The following is a 19,530-nucleotide window of genomic DNA, read 5'->3' on the forward strand; positions in this document are numbered from 1 at the left end:
AATCCCTTACACATTTGCCGTCTTATTTCAGGATGAACAGTTCTTGCAGGATGTTTTGCAAAATCGAAGCATTTTGCGACGCGTAATCGCCCGCCAGCATGCGCGAGTGGATTCCGTGCCCGCTGTACGTCAGCAGTCGTTGCGTTGCGTTTGCCCAGGCTGATTCGTTCCACTTGGCTGCCACCGGAGCTTCCTCGTCTGCTTCCAGCTCGGATTGGATGAGGTGGATCGCGGCAGTGGTCATTCCGGTATTGACCAGATTGTTATGGAACATCACATAGCTGACCGTTTTGCGAACGAAGCTTTGCTTGACAAACTCATTGGCGGCGTACAGCTGGAAGTCTTCTTGCGTCATGTTGAACATCTCGGTGTTTTCGCCAATCTCGGCGAATAGCTGGGCAATGTCGTTTTCTGTTTCCGCGACAGTCCGCTCAATCGCCTTGTCTTTCCAGTACGAGTCGAACAAGATGATGTCGGTGACGCCATAGCCCCGCTCCTCCAGTTCTTTCGCCACTTCAAAAGCCAGATTGCCTCCCGAGGAGTAGCCCATGAGCGTGTACGGACCGCTTGGATCAATTGCGGTGATCGCCGCGATATACTGCTCCATCCGGTTGTCATCCTGGATGAAATCAAAGCTGTACAAAGAGACGCCTTGAATTTCCGCCGCAAGCTTCTGGTAGTACACGCTTTGTGCGCCGATCGGCGTGAAGCAAAATACGTTTCGCGCCGTCTCCTGATTTAACAAAATGGCTGTGCCGTATCTGCTCTCAAAGCGCTTATGCGTGATGAAATCGGCCACCTTTTCGATCGTCGGATACTGGAAGATGAGATTCAGCGGCAGCTCGATTTGCATGTACTCATACACTTTGGCAATCAACAGCGTAGCTTTTAAGGAATGTCCTCCGAGTTCAAAGAACTGGTCGGTGATGCCGATTGGCTCTACTCCCAAAACTTCTTGCCAGATGGCTGCCAGTTGCTGTTCGGTCGCATTCCTCGGGGCCACGTATTCGCGCGTGGTCGCATCGGACTGTTGCGGCTTCGGCAAAGCTTTGCGATCCACTTTTCCATTGGCGGAAAGCGGCAGCTGATCCAGCTCGACGAAATAGCTCGGAATCATGTAAGCAGGCAGCTCTTTGGCCAGATGGCTTCTCAAGCCGGATACGGACACGGCTGTTGCTGCGACAAAGTAGGCGCAAAGATAGGAACCAGCCGTAGCGTCATCGTCTCGCGCAACGACCACCGCTTGATCGATGCCCTGGTAAGCGAGTACGGCGCTCTCGATCTCGCCGATCTCGATGCGATACCCTCTCACCTTGACCTGTTCGTCTGCGCGGCCGATGTACTCGATCGTGCCATCCGTCCGCCATTTTACCAAGTCGCCTGTTTTGTACATGCGCTCGCCTGGTCGGAACGGATTTGCGACAAACTTCTCTGCGGTCAGCTCCGGTTTGTTCAGATAGCCTCTGGCAAGCCCGGCTCCGCCGATGCACAGCTCACCGACCACGCCAATCGGCTGCAAGTGATGCTGCTCATCTACAATGTAGACTTGGACGTTCGCAAGCGGTCGGCCAATCGTGATCGCTTGCCCCGCTTCAATCGAGCGCGAGATGGTGGTGACGACGCTGTTTTCCGTCGGGCCGTACTCGTTGTTGATCTCGATTGCCGGATGCTTTTCTTTTGTTTTTTGCACAAGCTGCACAGGCAGCTTCTCGCCGCCCAAAGTGACGCAACGCAACTGATTGAAGTCGGTTGTCGTCGAGCAATCGAGAATGGCCTGGAACAGACTCGGTACGCCGTAGTAATGGGTGACTTCCGTTGCGGCCATCAGTTTTTTCAGCGCGACCGGGTCTTTGGCAGCTGCTTCTTGCGGCAACACGCACGTTGCCCCTCCGAGCAGCGGAGCGAACAAGCTGGCTACAAAACCGTCGAAGGCAAAGGAGAACACTTGCAACGCCTTGTCACTCGGCCCGAACCCGTATTCGTCTCTTCTCCACTGCAAGCAGTTCACGATTCCTTGATGCGGGATCATGACACCCTTCGGCTTGCCGGTCGTACCGGATGTATAGATGACGTAGGCAAGGTCAGTCGGTTGGTTGACAGCTGGCAGGTTGGAGCCGCTCAGTCCGGCATCCAGTTCAGCGTTCAGATCAAGGCACTCCGGCAGCTCGCTTGACACCTGGGCCAACAGCGGCAACAGATGCGCCTGGCTGAGCAGCAGGGCTGCGTTGCTATCTTCGAGCAGGTACTGAATGCGCTCCTGCGGATAGCCGGGATCGACGGGAACATAAGCGCCGCCTGCCTTCAAAATACCGAGAATACCGATCACCATTTCCGGCGAGCGCTCCGCCATGATCGCTACCAGACGGTCCGGTCCGACTCCTTTTGCGCGCAGGACCCTTGCCAGTCTGTTTGCTCGCTCGTTCAGTTCGCTGTACGTCAGCGATTGCTCGCTAAAGAGAAGCGCTGCCTGATCCGGTGTTTTGTCGACCTGCTCTTCGAATAGCTGGTGCAGCGTTTTGTCCAGCGCATAGCTGACTGCCGTATCGTTGAACCCGGCCAAAATCTGCTGTTTTTCTTCTGGCAAAAGCATGTCGATCTCGCCCAGACGGATGTGCGGATTTTGCACGATGCTCGCTGCAATCGTCAGGAAGTGGCGGCTGAACCGTTCCATCGTTTCCCGCGTAAACAAGCTTGTGCTGTACTCCACGCCAATCGTCATTTCTTCCCGCTCTTCCGTAGCGCTGAAAGTCAAGTCGAACTTGGCGTGCTGGCCTGTTTCGTCCGTCATAAACGGCGCAAGCGTGCATTCAGGCAGCGTCATGACCTCTTCCGTGCTGTTTTGGAACGTAAACACGGTGTCAAACAGCGGATTTCGGCTCAAATCGCGCGCGATCGCGAGCTTTTCCACCAGCTCTTCAAACGGGTAGTCCTGATGGCCGTACGCATCCAGCGCATTTTGCTTGACTTCTTGCAAAAACTCGCTAAAAGTCTTTTCGCGCTGCGGTTTGTTACGCATCGCCAACGTGTTCACGAACATGCCGACGATCGGTTCGAGATCGGCATGGGATCTGCCTGTAATCGGCGTGCCGACGATGATGTCCTCCTGCCCGGCATACTTGGCGAGCAGCACGTTGTACGCGGCGAGCAAAACCATGTACAAAGTCGTTCCCGTCGCCTGCGCCAACTGGTGCAAGCCTTCCGTGAGCGCTTTGCCCGCGCCGATCGTGTACTGATCCCCGGCAAAGCTTTGGGTGCTGGGGCGGGTGAAATCGTTCGGCAAGTTCAGCACAGGAATGTCATCGGCAAACGTTTGCAGCCAGTACGCTTCCTGCTTGTGGAAGGCGGTCGACTGGGAAAACTCTTGTTGCCACACAGCAAAGTCCTTGTACTGGATACGCAGCTCCGGCAAAACGTCGCCTTGATACAGCTGCACCCACTCTGCCAGAAGAATGCCGGAGGATACGCCATCGGAAATGCTGTGATGCATGTCGGTAAAGAGCACGTAACGATCCTCGCCGATTTTCAGCAGCGAGACGCGCAGGAGCGGTGCGACCTCCAGATCGAACGGCTGCACGAGGGAAGAAACGAGTTCGCGCGCCTCCTGTTCTGTGACTTCCGAATAGGCAAGCGCAAACGGAACGTCCTCGTGAATGTTTTGCACAGGCTCTCCGTTGACGACGGCAAACGAAGTGCGCAGGCTTTCATGTCGCGCAATCAAGCGCTGGAACGCCGCTTCCACCCGTGTTCGCTCCAGCTTGCCTTCGATCAGCATGGTCGATGGCATGTTGTAGCTGATGCCGACTCCCTCAAATTGATCGAGGATGTACATGCGCTTTTGTGCCGAGGAAACCGGATAGTACGCTTGCTTTTGCACAGGCTCGATCGAGAAGACATTCCCTTTGGCTGTCTCTTCGATGAACGCCGCCAGTTCCTGAATCGTCGGTTTTTCGAACAAGATGCGCAGCGGGATGTCGACCTGGTATTCGTTGTGCATGCTGGAAATGACGCGCATGGCACGCAAGGAGTGACCGCCGAGCGCGAAAAAGTCGTCTAGCGCACCCACTTGCGGAACATTCAGCACCTGCTCCCATACTTGGGCCAATCGGGCTTCCCAGACGGAGCGCGGCGCTACATACTCGGTCGTTCTCAGCATGGTGACATCCGGCGCTGGCAAGGAACGTCTGTCTACTTTGCCATTGGCAGTCAGCGGCAGCGCATCCAAGGTGACGAAATACGCTGGAATCATCGCTTGCGGCAGTTCCTTCAGCAAATTCGCCCGCAATTCTGCGGTGTCAAGCTTGTGGTCCGCCACGACGTATGCGCACAATTCCTTTTCCTGCCCGTGATCTTCTCTTGCGACCACGACTGCTTCCGTAATTCCGTCCAGCTTGCGCAGCTGTGTCTCGATCTCGCCCAGCTCGATGCGAACACCCCTGATTTTTACCTGGTGGTCATTGCGTCCGAGGAACTCGACATTGCCATCTGCGCGCCACTTCGCCAGATCACCTGTGCGGTACAATCGTTCACCTGGGGCGAACGGATTCGGCACGAACTTCTCTTCCGTCAGCTCAGGTCTGTTCAAATAACCGCGCGCAACCCCTGCTCCGCCGATGCACAATTCGCCTACGACGCCGACAGGCTGCAAATTCAAATGCGCATCGACCACGTACATCGTCATGTTCGGAAGCGGTTTGCCGATCGGCACCGTTCCCGAGCGGATGGCGGTGACGTCTGTTTCTTCGTAGTAGCTGGTGTCAATGCACGCCTCTGTCACGCCGTAGCTGTTGATAATGCGCATCTTCTGGCCGAAGCGCGCGAGCAACGTTTTGAAGTCTTCCGCCGGGCAGCTGTCTGCTCCGAGAATCAGCAGCTTCATTTGACTCATATCCAGTTCGTTTTCGTAAACGTAGTGCATCAACGGCATGATCAAGGCTGGTGTCGCTTCGAAAATGGTAATTTCGTGACGCCTGATGATCTCGTACAGCGAAGCTGGGTCCATTTTGACCTCATTCGGGCAGATGACCAGTTGCCCGCCTGTCAGCAGCGCCCTGGCAAAATCGCCCGTCGAGACGTCGAAGGCGAAGCTCGCCATTTGCAGCAAACGGACCGGGAAGCTGTCCAGGTGATATTCGTCTTTCCAGGCAAACGCGACATTGGCATAGCTGTGGTGCTCGAGGACGACCCCTTTTGGCTTGCCCGTCGTACCGGATGTGTAGATGATGTAAGCGGCGTTCTCCGGCTGCGCAACGTGCTCCAGATTGCCCGTCTCCTCCTGATCCACTGTCTCTGTATCCAGATAAAAGGTTTCATAAGGGAAGGCAACTTGACTGTTCATTTTTTGCAAGGTGAGCAGCAGCTTCGCCTCGCTGTCTTCGAGCATGAACGCTTGGCGCTCCAGCGGGTAGTCTGGATCAATCGGGACGAATGCCCCGCCTGCTTTCAACACAGCCAGCATGCCGATGACCATGTAGAGCGAGCGGTCTACGAGAATGCCGACGGTGCTCTCCGGCTTGACGCCTTTTCGCCGCAGGACGCGGGCGAGCTGGTTTGCTTTTGCATTTAATTCCTGATAGGTCAGCTGTTCATTGCCGAACAGAACGGCAATCTCGTTCGGTGTTTTTTCCACTTGCTCCTCGAACAGCTTCTGGAACGTTTTGTCCGTCGGATAGGCCGTTTTGGTTGCGAGGAAGCTGTGCAGCATGTGCTCCGTCTCTGCTTTGGACAACACGCTGATCCGGGCGAGCTCGATGTCGGGATCGGCTGTGATTGTTTGCAACAGCTGAACGTAATGGGCGGCCAGTCGATCAACCGTTTCTTTTGCAAACAGCTTCGTGCAATAGCTGAATTGAACAAGAAGTCCATCCTGTTTTTCCATCGCATCCAGGGAAAGGTCGAATTTGGCGATGTGGCCGTTCACCGGATAAGGCGACACTTTCAGATCCGCTACTTCTCCTTCGGCTGATTCGGCAAGCCCCAGGCTGAACATCGTATCAAACAGCGGGTTTCTGCTCAGATCGCGCCGCACTTGCAGCTTCTCGACCAGATGCTCGAACGGATAGTCTTGATGCTCGAAGGCATGGAGCGCATTTTGCTTCACGTCTTCCAAAAAGGCGCGGAAGCTCAGGCTGCCAGCGGCCGTATTTTTCAAAGCGAGCGTGTTGACGAACATCCCGACAATGCGCTCTACATCTGCGTGCGAGCGGCCTGCGATCGGTGTGCCGACGACGATTTCTTCCTGTCCGGCGTACTTGGAGAGCAACACATGGTAGGCAGCCAGCAGCACCATGAACAAGGTCGTGCCAGTCTCGGCAGCGAGCTTGCGCAGTTGTTCCAGCAGGTGATGTCCGGTGCCAAGCGCGACCGTGTCACCGTCAAAGCTCTGCACAGAAGGTCTTGGATAATCATGGGGCAGATTCAGCAAAGGAATCTCCCCGGCAAACGTCCGGGTCCAAAAATCCTCCTGTTTTTGGAAGCGATCCGACTGAGCCAGCTTGGTCTGCCACACAGCAAAGTCTTTGTACTGGATGCGCAGGTCGGAAAGCTGTTTTCCTGCATACAAGCTGGCAATTTCCTCGACGATGACCGCAAGCGATACGCCATCGGAAATAATGTGGTGCATATCCATGAAGAACAAGTGCCGCTCTGCGCCAAGCTTGATCAGATTCACTCTGAACAACGGGGCTATCTCCAGATCAAACGGCTGGATTAGCTCCTGGATGAGCGATTCGCTCTGATCTTCTGTCGCCTCCAAAAGGCGGACAGGCAGCTCGACATCCGGATGTACTCGTTGCAGCGGTTCCCCGTTTACCGAATGGAACGAGGTGCGCAAAGATTCATGCCGTTTAACCAGGCTCTGGATGGCAGCAGCAAAGCGGTCATAATCGAGCTTGCCTTCCAGCACCAGCACACTCGGCACGTTGTAGCTGATCCCGCTTCCTTCGAACTGATGCAGGATGTACATTCGCTTTTGGGCAAACGACACGGGATAAAACGCGGCAGGCTCGACTGGCTGGATCGTCTCGAACTGCTCGAATGCGCTCTCGGCAATATGCGCAGCCAACTCATGGATCGTCGGAGTGGCAAACAGCGCTTTTAACGGCAGCTCCACCTGGAATGTTTTATGGACTTGCGTGATGACGTTCATCGCCTTCAAGGAATGACCGCCGATTTCAAAGAAGTTGTCGTGAATGCCGATTGCCGGAATGCCCAAAACTTCTTGCCAAATCTGTTGCAGCTTCGCTTCGGTATCATTTTGCGCAGCGACAAAGGCGCTTCCTGTCGTCCGCTCGCCGGATGGCTGCGGCAATGCCCGGCGGTCGACCTTTCCGTTCGCGGTCAACGGCAGCTTTTCCATTTGCACATAGTAAGCAGGGACCATGTAGCCAGGCAATTGTTTGGACATCGCTTCTCGCAGCTCTGCGGCGTCGACGGCCTGTTCTGGCACAAAGTAAGCGCAGAGAGCTTTTTGCCCGTTCGCCTCCTCGATCACGGCCACGACTGCTTCTTTTACTTGTGCCTGCTGGGACAAGACCGTCTCGATTTCCCCAAGCTCGATCCGGTATCCCCTGATTTTGACCTGCTGGTCGATTCGGCCCAAATACTCCATCGTCCCATCCGGCAGCCATCTCGCCAAATCTCCGGTGCGATACATCGTTTCGCCAGGCGCAAACGGATTGGGCACAAACTTTTCGGCGGTTAATTCCGGCTTGTTCACATAGCCTCTTGCGACACCGTCACCACCGACGCACAGTTCACCCGGTACGCCGATCGGCTGCGGCTGATTGTTGCCGTCGACGATATACGCGGTGGAGTTTGCAATCGGCTTGCCGATCGGAATCTGCTCTTCAAAATGCTGCTCAATCAAATAGCACGTCGAGAAGGTCGTGTTTTCGGTCGGGCCGTATCCGTTCCAGATTTCCAGGTCAGGAAGGGCACTTTTTACTCGGTTGATGTGCTTCGGCGACAACGCTTCGCCACCGACGATCAAGGCGCGCAAGCTGTCAAACATCGCCGGATTGTCTTGCGAAAGCTGGTTGAAGAGCGGCGAGGTCAGCCACATGGTCGTAATCTGATTCGTCCGCAGGAAGTCGCCCAGCTTTTCGGCATCCAGCAAGACGTCCTTGCTCACCAAATACAGGCTGGCCCCGTGCAGCAAGGCTCCGAAAATCTCAAATGTCATGGCGTCGAAGCCAATCGCGCCGGTTTGAATCATCCGGTCGCTCTCGCGCACTTGCACGTAATTCGTATGCGTAACCAAGCGGGTGACGTTGCGATGCTCGACCATGACTCCTTTTGGCTTGCCTGTAGAGCCTGAGGTGTACATCACATAAGCCAGGTCACTCGCACCGTTGACAATCGCCGGATTGCTGCAATCTTCCCGGTGCAGGCTCTCCTCTTCCAAAACGATTGGCATCAGCCCTTCGCCGACGAGCGGCAGCAAGTGCTTTTGCACGAGGACAACTTTCACGCCGCCATCTTCCAGCATGTAAGCCAGGCGTTCGGACGGATGCTCCGGGTCCAGGCCCAGGTAGGCGCCGCCCGCTTTGAGAATCCCCATGATGCCAGTTATCATTTCCAGCGAACGATCTGCGAGCAGACCGACGATGCTCTCTTTCCCGACTCCGTTTTGACGAAGGACATGGGCGAGCTGGTTCGCTTTTTCGTTCAGCTCCCGATACGTCAGCATCTGTCCGTCCATCACGACCGCAGTATGCTCCGGAGTTTTTGCTGCCTGCTGCTCGAACAGCTCCTGAATCGTCAGATCGCGCGGATACGCGGCAAACGTGTTGTTGAAATCAACGGTCACAATTCGGCGCTCTTCCTCGCTGAGCAGGCTGATCTCGCGCAAGGCAGTTGCTTGGTCGGCAACGACTTGGCGCAGCACTTGCAGGAAGTGACCCGCCATTCTTTCGATTGATTCTCGCTGGAACAATTTGGTCGAGTAGACGAGCGCAAAATGAATGCCTGTCTCGTCCTCGTGCGCTTCCAGCGTGAGATCGAATTTGGCGTTGCCTGCTTGTGCCGGATATGCCTCCAGTTTCAGCCCATCCAGCTCGTAAGCTTTTTGGTCCAGGTTTTGCAAAATAAACATGGTGTCAAACAGCGGATTGCGGCTGAGATCCCGCTGGATGTCCAGCTTTTCGACCAGTGCTTCGAACGGATAATCTTGATGGGCGTATGCTTGCAGCGTATTTTGCTTGACCTCTTCCAAAAATGCCTGGAAGTGTTTCATCTCGGCCGGATAGTTGCGCAAAGCGAGCGTGTTGACAAACATCCCCAGAACGTTCTCGATATCGGCGTGCGATCTGCCCGCAATCGGTGTGCCGACGACGATGTCTTCCTGTCCGCTGTACTTGGCAAGCAGCACATTGTAAGCCGCCAGCAATACCATGAACAACGTCGATTGGCTCTCCTGGGCGAGCTTGTGAAGATCGTCCAGCAACGCTTTGTCTGCCTGGAACGAAACGCAATCTCCTTCAAAGCTCTGTGTCAGCGGACGAGAAAAATCGGCTGGCAAGTTAAGCACCGGAATGTCGCCAGAAAACGCGTTCAGCCAGTAGTTTTCATGCTCGGTATAGACGTCGCTCTGGAACAGTTCAGACTGCCAGACGGCGAAATCTTTGTAATGGACGGAAAGCGCAGGCAGTTCTTCGCCTCGATACAGCTTCGAGAACTCTTCCATAATGATTCCGGCCGAGACGCCATCCGAGATGATGTGATGCATATCCAGCAGGAACAGATGCCGTTTCGCTGCCAGCTTGAAAAGTCCGACCCGCAATAGCGGAGCTTTTGTCAGATCAAATGCTTGCACGAACGACTCGACGGTTGGCTCCACTTGCGCTTCCGTCACTTCCGCGTACTGCACATTCAGCTCGACATGCTCGTGTACGCGCTGGACAGGCTCGCCATTTACGGTGTGGAAGGATGTGCGCAGCGATTCGTGCCGCTGGACCAATCCGTGGATGGCGGCTTCAAAACGCTTCCGATCCAGATCGCCTTCGATATACAACGCGCTCGGCATGTTATAAACCGTGCCTGTGTCCGCAAACTGGCGCAGGACATACATCCGCTTTTGCGCAGATGAAACAGGATAATACTCTTGCAACGGTGCAGGCTCGATCGGCACATACGTCTCTTTTCCGCTCGTGGCGACATACTGGGCCAACGCCTTGATCGTAGGCTGCGCGAACAGCACTTTCAGCGGAAGCTCAACCTGATACTCGCGATGCACCTGTGCAGCGACAGCCATCGCTTTCAAGGAATGTCCGCCGATCTGGAAAAAGTTGTCGAGAATGCCGATGCCGCTAACACCGAGCACGCGTTCCCAAATCTCTGCCAGCTTGCTTTCCACCGCATTTGTCGGCGCGACATATTGCGCTTCGGTTACGGGCTTGCCTTCTGGCTTCGGCAAGGCTTTCTTGTCGACTTTGCCGTTTGGCGTAAGCGGAAGCTGATCGAGCTGCACAAAATGCGCAGGAATCATGTACGACGGAAGTCGCTTCGACAGATGCGACCACAGCTTCGTGACATCAAGCTGTTCGTCGGCGGTAAAATACGCTGCCAGAGCCGACTGGCCAAGCTGATCCTCATAGACGACCACAACAGCCGCTGTCAGCTTTTCCGCTGCCAGCAGAGCCAACTCGATCTCGCCGATTTCAATTCGGTAGCCTCGGACTTTGACCTGTTCGTCGATGCGCCCAATGTATTCAATCGTTCCGTCCGGGAGCCACTTGCCAAGATCGCCCGTCTTGTACATGCGCTCGCCTGCCGCAAACGGATGGGAAACAAACTTCTCTTCCGTGAGCGCTGGCTTGTTCCAATAGCCTCGTGCCAAGCCGCGGCCGCCGATGCAAATCTCCCCGACCACGCCGATTGGCTGTAGCTGGTGATATTGGTTCACGATGTACAGGCTGGTGTTGGCAATCGGCCGCCCGATGGTGATGGCAGCATCCGGACCCGCAAGGCGCTGCCAGGTGGCGACGACACTGCTTTCTGTCGGGCCGTACTCGTTGACGATGACCAGATCGGGATTCAGCTGCTTGCATTTTTCAACAAGCTGCGCCGTAATTTTTTCTCCGCCGAGTGTGACGGTTTGCAGCGGACGGATATCCGCTGGCGTGCTGCATTCCAGAATGGCCTGGAACAAGCTCGGCACGCCTGTCATCAAGGTGCAGCGCGAAGCGGCGATGAGCTTTTTCAAAGAGACTGGGTCCTTGGCTTCTTCATCCTCCGCCAGTACGACAGTTGCCCCGGAAAGCACAGGCGTAAAGAAGGACAGAACGAAAGCGTCAAAGGCAAAGGACAGAGACAGCAAGCTTCTGTCGCCAACCTTCATTTGGTACTCCGCTTTCTTCCACAGCACGTTGTTGACGATGCCCCGGTGCTCGACCATGACCCCTTTTGGCTTGCCAGTCGTACCCGATGTGTAGATGATGTAAGCCAGATCGGAAGCGGTATTGATCGGCTGCAAATTCGAACGGTGCACACCATAGTTGCTCTCGTCGTCGAGATACAGGCATTCCGCGGTCACGCTGGAACCAAGCTTCGCTCCCAGATGCTTTTGCGTCAGCACCAGGCGGGCTTGGCAATCCGTCAGCATGTAGGCGACACGCTCCTCCGGATATTCCGGGTCGATCGGCACGTAAGCTCCGCCTGCTTTCAAGATGGCGAGGATGCCGACGACCATCTCCACAGAGCGGTTCGCCATAATCCCTACAGGTTGGTCAGGCTGTACTCCCCGCTCCCGCAGCGTAGCGGCAAGCTGGTTGGCTCGCTCATTCAGCTCCTGATAGGACAGGGGCTGCCCGCTGATTTCCACGGCTGTTGCCTGCGGCGACTTTTCCGCTTGTTCTTCAAAAAGCGCCTGAAGCGTTTTGTTTTGCGGAAAATCTTTGTGCGCACCGTTGAAGTCGACCAGCAAGCGCTGCTTTTCCGCCTCTGTGAGCATGGTGATCTCGGACAACGGCATTTCCGGTTCCGCAATGACCGCCCGCAAGATTTGGATAAAATGGGTCGCTATTTTTTCGATCGTCTCGCGCGAAAACAGCTTGGTGCTGTAATCCAGGCTAAAGATGATTTCCGCGTGTTCTTCGTACGCCTCCAGCGACAGGTCAAATTTGGCTTGCTTCACCTCTGCCACATAAGGAGTAATCGTCAACTGCTCCATTTCGAACGGCTTTTGCTCCATGTTTTGCAAAATGAAAACCGTGTCAAACAAAGGGTTGCGGCTCAAATCCCGTTGCATGTCCAGCTTGTCGACGAGTTCATCGAGCGGATAATCTTGATGCTCAAACGCTCCCAGCGTGTTGGTTTTCACTTCGGCCAAAAAGTCGCGGAAAGTTTTGCCCCCGGCTGGCTCGTTGCGCAAGGCCAGTGTGTTGACAAACATTCCGACGATGGACTCCGTTTCGGCATGGGACCTGCCAGCCGTAGGAGCGCCGACGATGATGTCCTCTTGCCTGGAGTATTTGGACAGGAGCACGTTGTAGGCGGCCAACAGAACCATGTAGAGCGTCGTGCCTGTCTCTTGGGCGAGCTGATGCAATTGTTTTGGCAAAGCAGTGCCGGAGCCAAAGACGAAGCGATCTCCCTCAAAGCTTTTCACAGACGGTCTTGGATAATCCGTCGGCAGATTAAGCACGGGGATTTCTCCCGTAAAGGTGTTGAGCCAGTAGGCTTCCTGCTCGGCAAATTCCTCGGTCTGGAACCAGTCCTGCTGCCACTTGGCAAAATCTTTGTACTGAATGCGCAGCGCTGGCAGCTCTTCCCCGTGATAGAGCTGGGCAAATTCCTCGATGAGCAGGCCGATGGAGACGCCATCGACGACAATATGGTGCAAATCGAGCATGAACAGGTGACGCTCTGGCGCCAGCTTGATGAGTCCGGCGCGCAACAGCGGGGCTGTTCCCAGATCGAACGGCTGGATAAACCGCTCGGCTATTTGCCGGGTCTCTGCTTCGGTCGCTTCGCCAAACGAGATAGCCAGTTCGACATCGTCATGCACACGCTGAACCGTCTCGCCTTGCACGGAGTGGAACGAGGTGCGCAACGATTCGTGGCGTTGCACCAAACTTTTCAGCGCCTGTTGCAGCCGCTCTGTATCCAGCTTGCCGTCGAGATACATGAAGCCTGGCATGTTGTAGCTGATACCTGCTCCTTCCATTTGCTGCAGAATGAACATTCGCTTCTGTGCCGCGGAAACCGGGTAATACTCCTGCTTTTCGACAGGGGGGATCGCTGTGTACGTGCCTTTGCGGGCAGCCGCAACAAGTGGGGCCAGGCCCGCGATCGTTGGCGATTCAAACAGGACTTTCAACGGTACGTCCACCTGGAAGCTGCGCTGGAGCAAAGAAATGACGTGCATCGCTTTCAAGGAATGTCCGCCCAGTTCAAAGAAATGATCGTGAACCCCGATCGGCTCGACCCCAAGCACACTTTCCCATATCGCTGCGAGCTTGGCTTCCCATTCGTTGCGCGGCGCCACATACACGGCAGCAGAGGCGGCGGCATCCTCCGGTTGAGGCAATGCCTTGCGATCCACTTTGCCGTTCGCTGAAAGCGGCAACTGCTCCAAGAAAACAAAAGCGGACGGAACCATGTAGGCTGGCAAGGTGGCAGACAGGTACGTTCTCAGCTCCGCTGTCTGGATGTCCTGTTCCGCTACGACATAGGCGTACAGGCTGTTTTGCCCTTTGCCATCCTGGCGGGCCATGACGACGACCGCTTTGACCGCTTCATGCTGCAAAAGCGTGGCTTCGATTTCCCCCAGCTCGATGCGGTGACCTCTGATTTTGACTTGATGGTCGATGCGTCCCAAATACTCGATATGGCCATCGGGCAAATAACGGACCATGTCTCCGGTACGGTACATGGTGCCGCCCGGCTCAAACGGGTTGTCGACAAAGCTTGCTTTCGTCAGCTCCTCGCGCTGCCAATAGCCGCGGGCCAAACCGTCTCCGGCAATGCACAGCTCTCCCGCTACGCCTACTGGCTGAAGCTGGTTGCTGGCATTGACGACATACAGCCGGACGTTGTCGATCGGTTTGCCGATCGGAATTGCGCTGTATTCCTGCTGGCGCGGGCAAGGCCAATAAGTCGCATCAATGGTTGTCTCTGTAGGGCCGTACAAGTTGATCAACTGAGCTTGCTGTGTCTCGTAAAAACGCGAGACGAGGGCAGGCGTCAATGCTTCCCCGCCGCAGAACACTCGCTGCAAGCTCGTGCATGCGCTCCAGCCCGGGTCGGTCATGACCAGATCCAGCAAGGACGGAACCATCTGCAAGGTCGTGATTTTCTCATCTCGAATGAGACGAGTCATGTAGGCGATGTCGCGATGCCCGTCCGGCTTTGCCAACACCAGTTGTCCGCCGGTGATGAGCGGCAAATAAAACTCCCATACGGAAGCGTCGAAGCTGAACGGCGTTTTTTGCAGGACAGCATCCTCGGTCGTCAGCGGGAACGTCTCTCTCATCCACAACATGTGATTGCAAATCGCCTGATGGGAGATCATGACGCCTTTCGGATTGCCCGTCGATCCCGATGTGTAGATCACATAGGCCAAGTCGTCTTTGCCAGCGACGTTGTCCAGGTTCGTGTCGGCTCCGGTGTAAATCGCTTCCTCGTCTACGTCGATGATCTCCCCTTGATAAGCAGCCAGCTCCTGCAAATGACGCTGCGTCAGCAAAATCGGCGCCTGGCTGTCGCTGAGCATGTACTGGATTCGTTCTGGCGGATAGCTTGGGTCGATTGGCGTGTACGCGCCGCCTGCTTTGAGCACAGCCAGCATCCCGACGACCATGCCTGGCGAACGGTCCACCATAATGCCGATCAACGTATCTGGTCCGGTTCCGTGACTGCGCAACAAACGGGCCAGCTGGTTCGCCCTGGCGTTCAGCTCGCGATAGGTCAAGGCATATTCTTCGTACACGACGGCCACTTCATCAGGCGTGCGTGCTGCTTGCTCCTCCACTAATTGATGCAAGGCGGTCGCGGCGGTACGCTCGACAAACGTATCGTTCACGTTCAGAAGGAGTGTGCGTTTTTCCGCTTCCGTCATCATGTCGATGTCCGCGAGGCTTGCCGTTGGCTGCTCACTGATCCAGCGCAAAATTTCCAGGTAATGCCGGGCCATTCGCTCGACCGTTTCTTTCTTGAACAGCTTGGTTGCGAATGTGAGCTGGAACTGAATGTCCGCTGGCGATTCGCTTGCGTTCAAAGCGAGATCGAACTTGGAAATTTTGTTGAACAGCTCATAGGGCGACGCTGTCAGCTCGGCGATGGCAAGCGACTGCTGGTTCGCGTTTTCCAAAGAAAACAACGTGTCAAACAACGGATTTCGGCTAATATCCCGCTGAATCGCCAGTTTTTCCACGAGTTCTTCAAATGGATAATCTTGATGGTCATAGGCTGCAAGCGCGTTTTGCTTGACTTCCTGCAAAAATTGCGCAAACGTTTTGCTGCTGGCAGGCTGGTTGCGCAGCGCCAATGTGTTCACGAATATGCCCATGATGTCTTCCACGTCCGCATGGGAACGTCCAGCGACAGGCGTGCCGACGATGATGTCTTCCTGGCCGGTATACTTGGACAGCAGCACATTGTAGGCGGCAAGCAAAATCATGTACAAGGTGGTGCCAGTCTCTGCCGCTACCTGTTGCAACCGCTCCAGCAGTTCTTTTCCGGCGGCAAAAAGGACGAGATCGCCTGCAAAACTTTGCACGCTAGGGCGCGGATAGTCAGTCGGCAGGTTCAAGAGCGGAATTTCATCAGCAAACGTGTTCAGCCAGTGCTGCTCCTGCTTCTTGTATGCCTCCGTCTGAAACAGCTCATTTTGCCAAGCAGCAAAATCTTTGTATTGCAGCGAAAGCGGCTGCAAGTCTGCTCCCTGGTACAACTCGGCAAATTCACGCAGCAAAATTTGCGAAGAAACGCCGTCCGAGATGATATGGTGCATGTCGAGCAAAAACAAATGGCGGTCTTTGCCCAGCTTGAGCAAACCTGTTCGCATCAGCGGAGCGACCCCGAGATCAAACGGACGGACAAACTCGCGCATGATTTTCTCCGCCTGGTCTTCGGGAGCCTCCAGCATGAAAAGCGGCACTTCTACTTCCTCGTGCACTTTTTGCACAGGCTCGCCGTCGATCCGGTGGAACGAGGTGCGCAAAGCTTCGTGGCGCTCTGCCAGCTGTTGCACAGCGCTGGCAAACCGGGCGTAGTCCAGCTTTCCTTCCAGGAGAATCGCACCCGAAATGTTGTAGCTGATTCCGTTGCCTTCGAACTGTTGCAGGATATACATTCTTTTTTGCGCAGATGAAACCGGGTAAAACTCCTGCGCTGCCACGGGTTGAATCGCGGTGTACTCGGTTTTTTCCGACCGCGAAAGGAAGCGGGCCAGCTCCGCTACGGTTGGATGTTCGAACAAGGCCTTTACGGGCAATTCCACTTCCAGCGCTTTCGAGACTTGGAAAACGACAGTCATCGCTTTCAACGAGTGTCCGCCCAAGTCAAAGAAATCGTCGTGAATCCCTACCTGGCTTATGCCCAGCACTTGCTGCCAAATTTCGGCCAGCTTTGCCTCGATTTCATTTTGCGGAGCTGCATACGCGGTGCCTGTAACGACTGCGCCAGCTGGCTTCGGCAATTTTTTTCGCTCTACTTTTCCGTTCGCGGTCAGCGGAATTTCCGCCAAGCGAATAAAGAAGGAAGGAATCATATAGGAAGGCAGCGTGCGCCCCAAAAATTCTCTCAGCTCAGCTACCGTCAGTTCCCGCTCGGAAACAAGGTACGCGTACAGCACGTTTTGGCCGCTCTCATCCTTTTCCACGATCACGACCGCTTCCTTGACCGCCTCATGCTGCGTCAGGCGCGTTTCGATTTCGCCCATCTCGATCCGATGGCCGCGAATCTTCACTTGATAGTCCATTCTGCCTGCATACTCCATGTTTCCATCAGGCAGCCATTTTGCCAGGTCGCCTGTTCGATACATTTTGGTTCCCGGACGGAACGGGTTGTCGATAAACTTTTCCTTCGTCAGCTCCGGTCTGTTGAAATACCCTTTGGCTACGCCGTCTCCGGCTATGTACATTTCGCCAAGCGAGCCGACGGGCACCGGCTGCATGGAAGCATCGAGCAAATAAAGCTGGACGTTGTCTGCCGGGACACCGATTGGCACCGACTCCTGGGTCGTTGTTTGCGGGTCATACAAGTAAATCATGCAACCGACAACGGTTTCGGTCGGTCCGTACTCGTTGAAAATTTGCACGTTCTCTCCGAAATGGTCGTAAATTTGCTTCGCCAGCTTTGTCGGCAAGTTCTCGCCGCCGACGATGAACCGCCTGATGCTGCTGGCCTTGCCGTCGATGTGTTCAATCAGCTTCAGGTGTGTCGGCGTCAGCTTGATGATCCCGACTTTGTTATCTTTGATGATGTCCAAAATGACCTGTACCTTGTCTGCCCCTCTGTACACATGGATCGTGTTGCCGGACAGAAGCGGCGTGAAGATCGAGGTGACAGTCAAATCGAACGAAATGGAAGAGTACAGCGGAAAGTCCACCGCTTCGCCTTGGACGTACACCTTGTTGGCCCACCAGATGTAATTGACCAGGCCTTGATGAGTAATCATCGCCCCTTTTGGATTGCCGGTAGAACCGGAAGTGTAGATCATGTACGCCAAATCATCAGGCTTGCTCTCGGGTGCGAAGGATGTGCTGCCGCCTTCGTACAAGGAACGATCGTCCAAATAAAGCACGCTGCCTGCAAACTGGATGTTTGGTTGCAGATGCGACTGGGTTAACAGCAGCGTGGTCTGGCTGTCATCGAGCAAATACTGGATGCGATCTTGCGGGTACTCGGGATCAATCGGCAAGTAGGCAGCACCTGACCGCAGGACAGCCATGATCGCCACGATCAGCTCCAGTGAATGTTCCGCCATAATCGAGACGATGCTGCCGCTGGCGATTCCTTTTTCGCGCAAAGCATTGGCAAGCTGGGCAGAACGCTCCATCAGCTCCCGATAGGTCAGGGTGTCCTCGCCGCAAACAGCTGCTGCTTTCGCTGGTGTCCGGCTCGCTTGTTCCGCGATCAGCTCGAAAATCGTTTTGTCCCGCGGATATTCAGCAGCCGTGTCGTTGTAGGCGACGAGCAGTTGCTGCTTTTCCTCTTCGGTGATGATGCCGATCTCGTGCAGGTGTACATGCGGATTGCCGATCACCTGGTCGATGACGGTGCGGAGATGCCCTTCGATTCTGTTTACGAATGACGATTCATACACCGCGGCATTGTAGCTCAGTTTCACGTACAGCTCGTTCGAGGGAGCGAGGGCGACGACCACGTTCAAATCATAGGAGGTCTGCTCATCTCCGCTTTCTACGGTAAATTGAAACCCTAATGATTCTTCCAGATGCTTCATCGAATGATCGGGGTAATTTTCAAACGTGACCAAATGATCGATCAATTCCTGTTTCAGCACCGTTGTGCTCTGAATTTCGTACAGCGGCGCGAAATCGTAGGTGGCAGACGCCAGGGCTTGCTTTTGCACAGTTTGCAGCAGTTCGCTGAACGTCTGTTGTTTGTTCGTCTGGACGCGGGTCGGAATCGTGTTGATGAACAAGCCGACCATGCTCTCAATTCCTTGGATTTGCGGCGGGCGGCCTGATACGACCGAGCCGAAAACGACATCGTCCGCATTTTTGTATGTGCTGGCCAAAATGCCCCAAAGAGCTTGAAACACGCTGCTCATCGTCGCCTGATTTTGGTTCGCGATCTGGATCAGCTGCTGCGTCTTCTCGGGAGCGATCGTGAACATCGCCTCGACATGTTCATAGCGGCTTGCTTCCGTTCCAAGCTTCTTTTTCGGAAAAGCAGCCTGATGGTCATACCCTGCCAGGTAGTTTTGCCAATAAGCGAGGGCCTCGTCCTTGTTTTGCTTATCCAGCCACTTGATATATTCGCTGTACGGCTTCGTCGCTTCCCGCGGAATCGGCTCGCCTTTTCGCAGCGCTGCGTAATAGGTCAGCAGCTTATGCAGCAAGACGCCCAATGTCCAACCGTCCACGATAATATGATGGAAGGCCCAAACCAATCGGTACTTGTTCTCGGCCGTTTGAAAAATGGCTGCTTTCATCAAGTTGTCTTTTGTCAGGTCGAATGCATGATGTTGCTTCGTGTACGCTTGTATGTACGCGTCCTGCTCTGCGCTTGGCAAATGCGCGATGTTTTCGCAAGGAACGGTCACTTTTCTTTCCTTGAACACGACTTGGCGAGGTCGCTGCATGTTTTGGTATACAAAAGCCGTGCGCAATACTTCGTAGTTTTCCACGAGCTTGTTCAGACTCTGCTCAAAAAGCGGCAGGTGAAAATCGCCCTCGATCGTTGCAGACATCTGGAGGCAATAGGCGCTGCTGCCCGTGTCCGTGACAGCGTGAAACAACATACCCTCTTGCAATGGGGTTAGCGGGTAAATTTTTGCGATGTTTTCCTGCTTTTTCATTTGGCACCTCAACTCTGTGATTTATCGGTTCAAAGAGGGTTCCTCCA

Annotated in this window: 1 protein-coding gene; it reads right to left on the bottom strand. The window is 54.8% G+C overall.

Translation table 11 applies throughout. The features are described 5' to 3' along the window. Window positions 1-22: 22 nt before the first annotated feature. Window positions 23-19,483: a non-ribosomal peptide synthase/polyketide synthase gene (locus M2298_RS18795; RefSeq protein ID WP_280648876.1), complete on the bottom strand. Its 19,461-nt coding sequence runs from the start codon at window positions 19,481-19,483 to the stop codon at window positions 23-25. Window positions 19,484-19,530 lie beyond the last annotated feature (47 nt).

It is taken from the genome of Brevibacillus sp. 1238 (assembly GCF_029892995.1).
In the GTDB taxonomy this organism is placed as follows: Bacteria; Bacillota; Bacilli; order Brevibacillales; family Brevibacillaceae; genus Brevibacillus; species Brevibacillus parabrevis.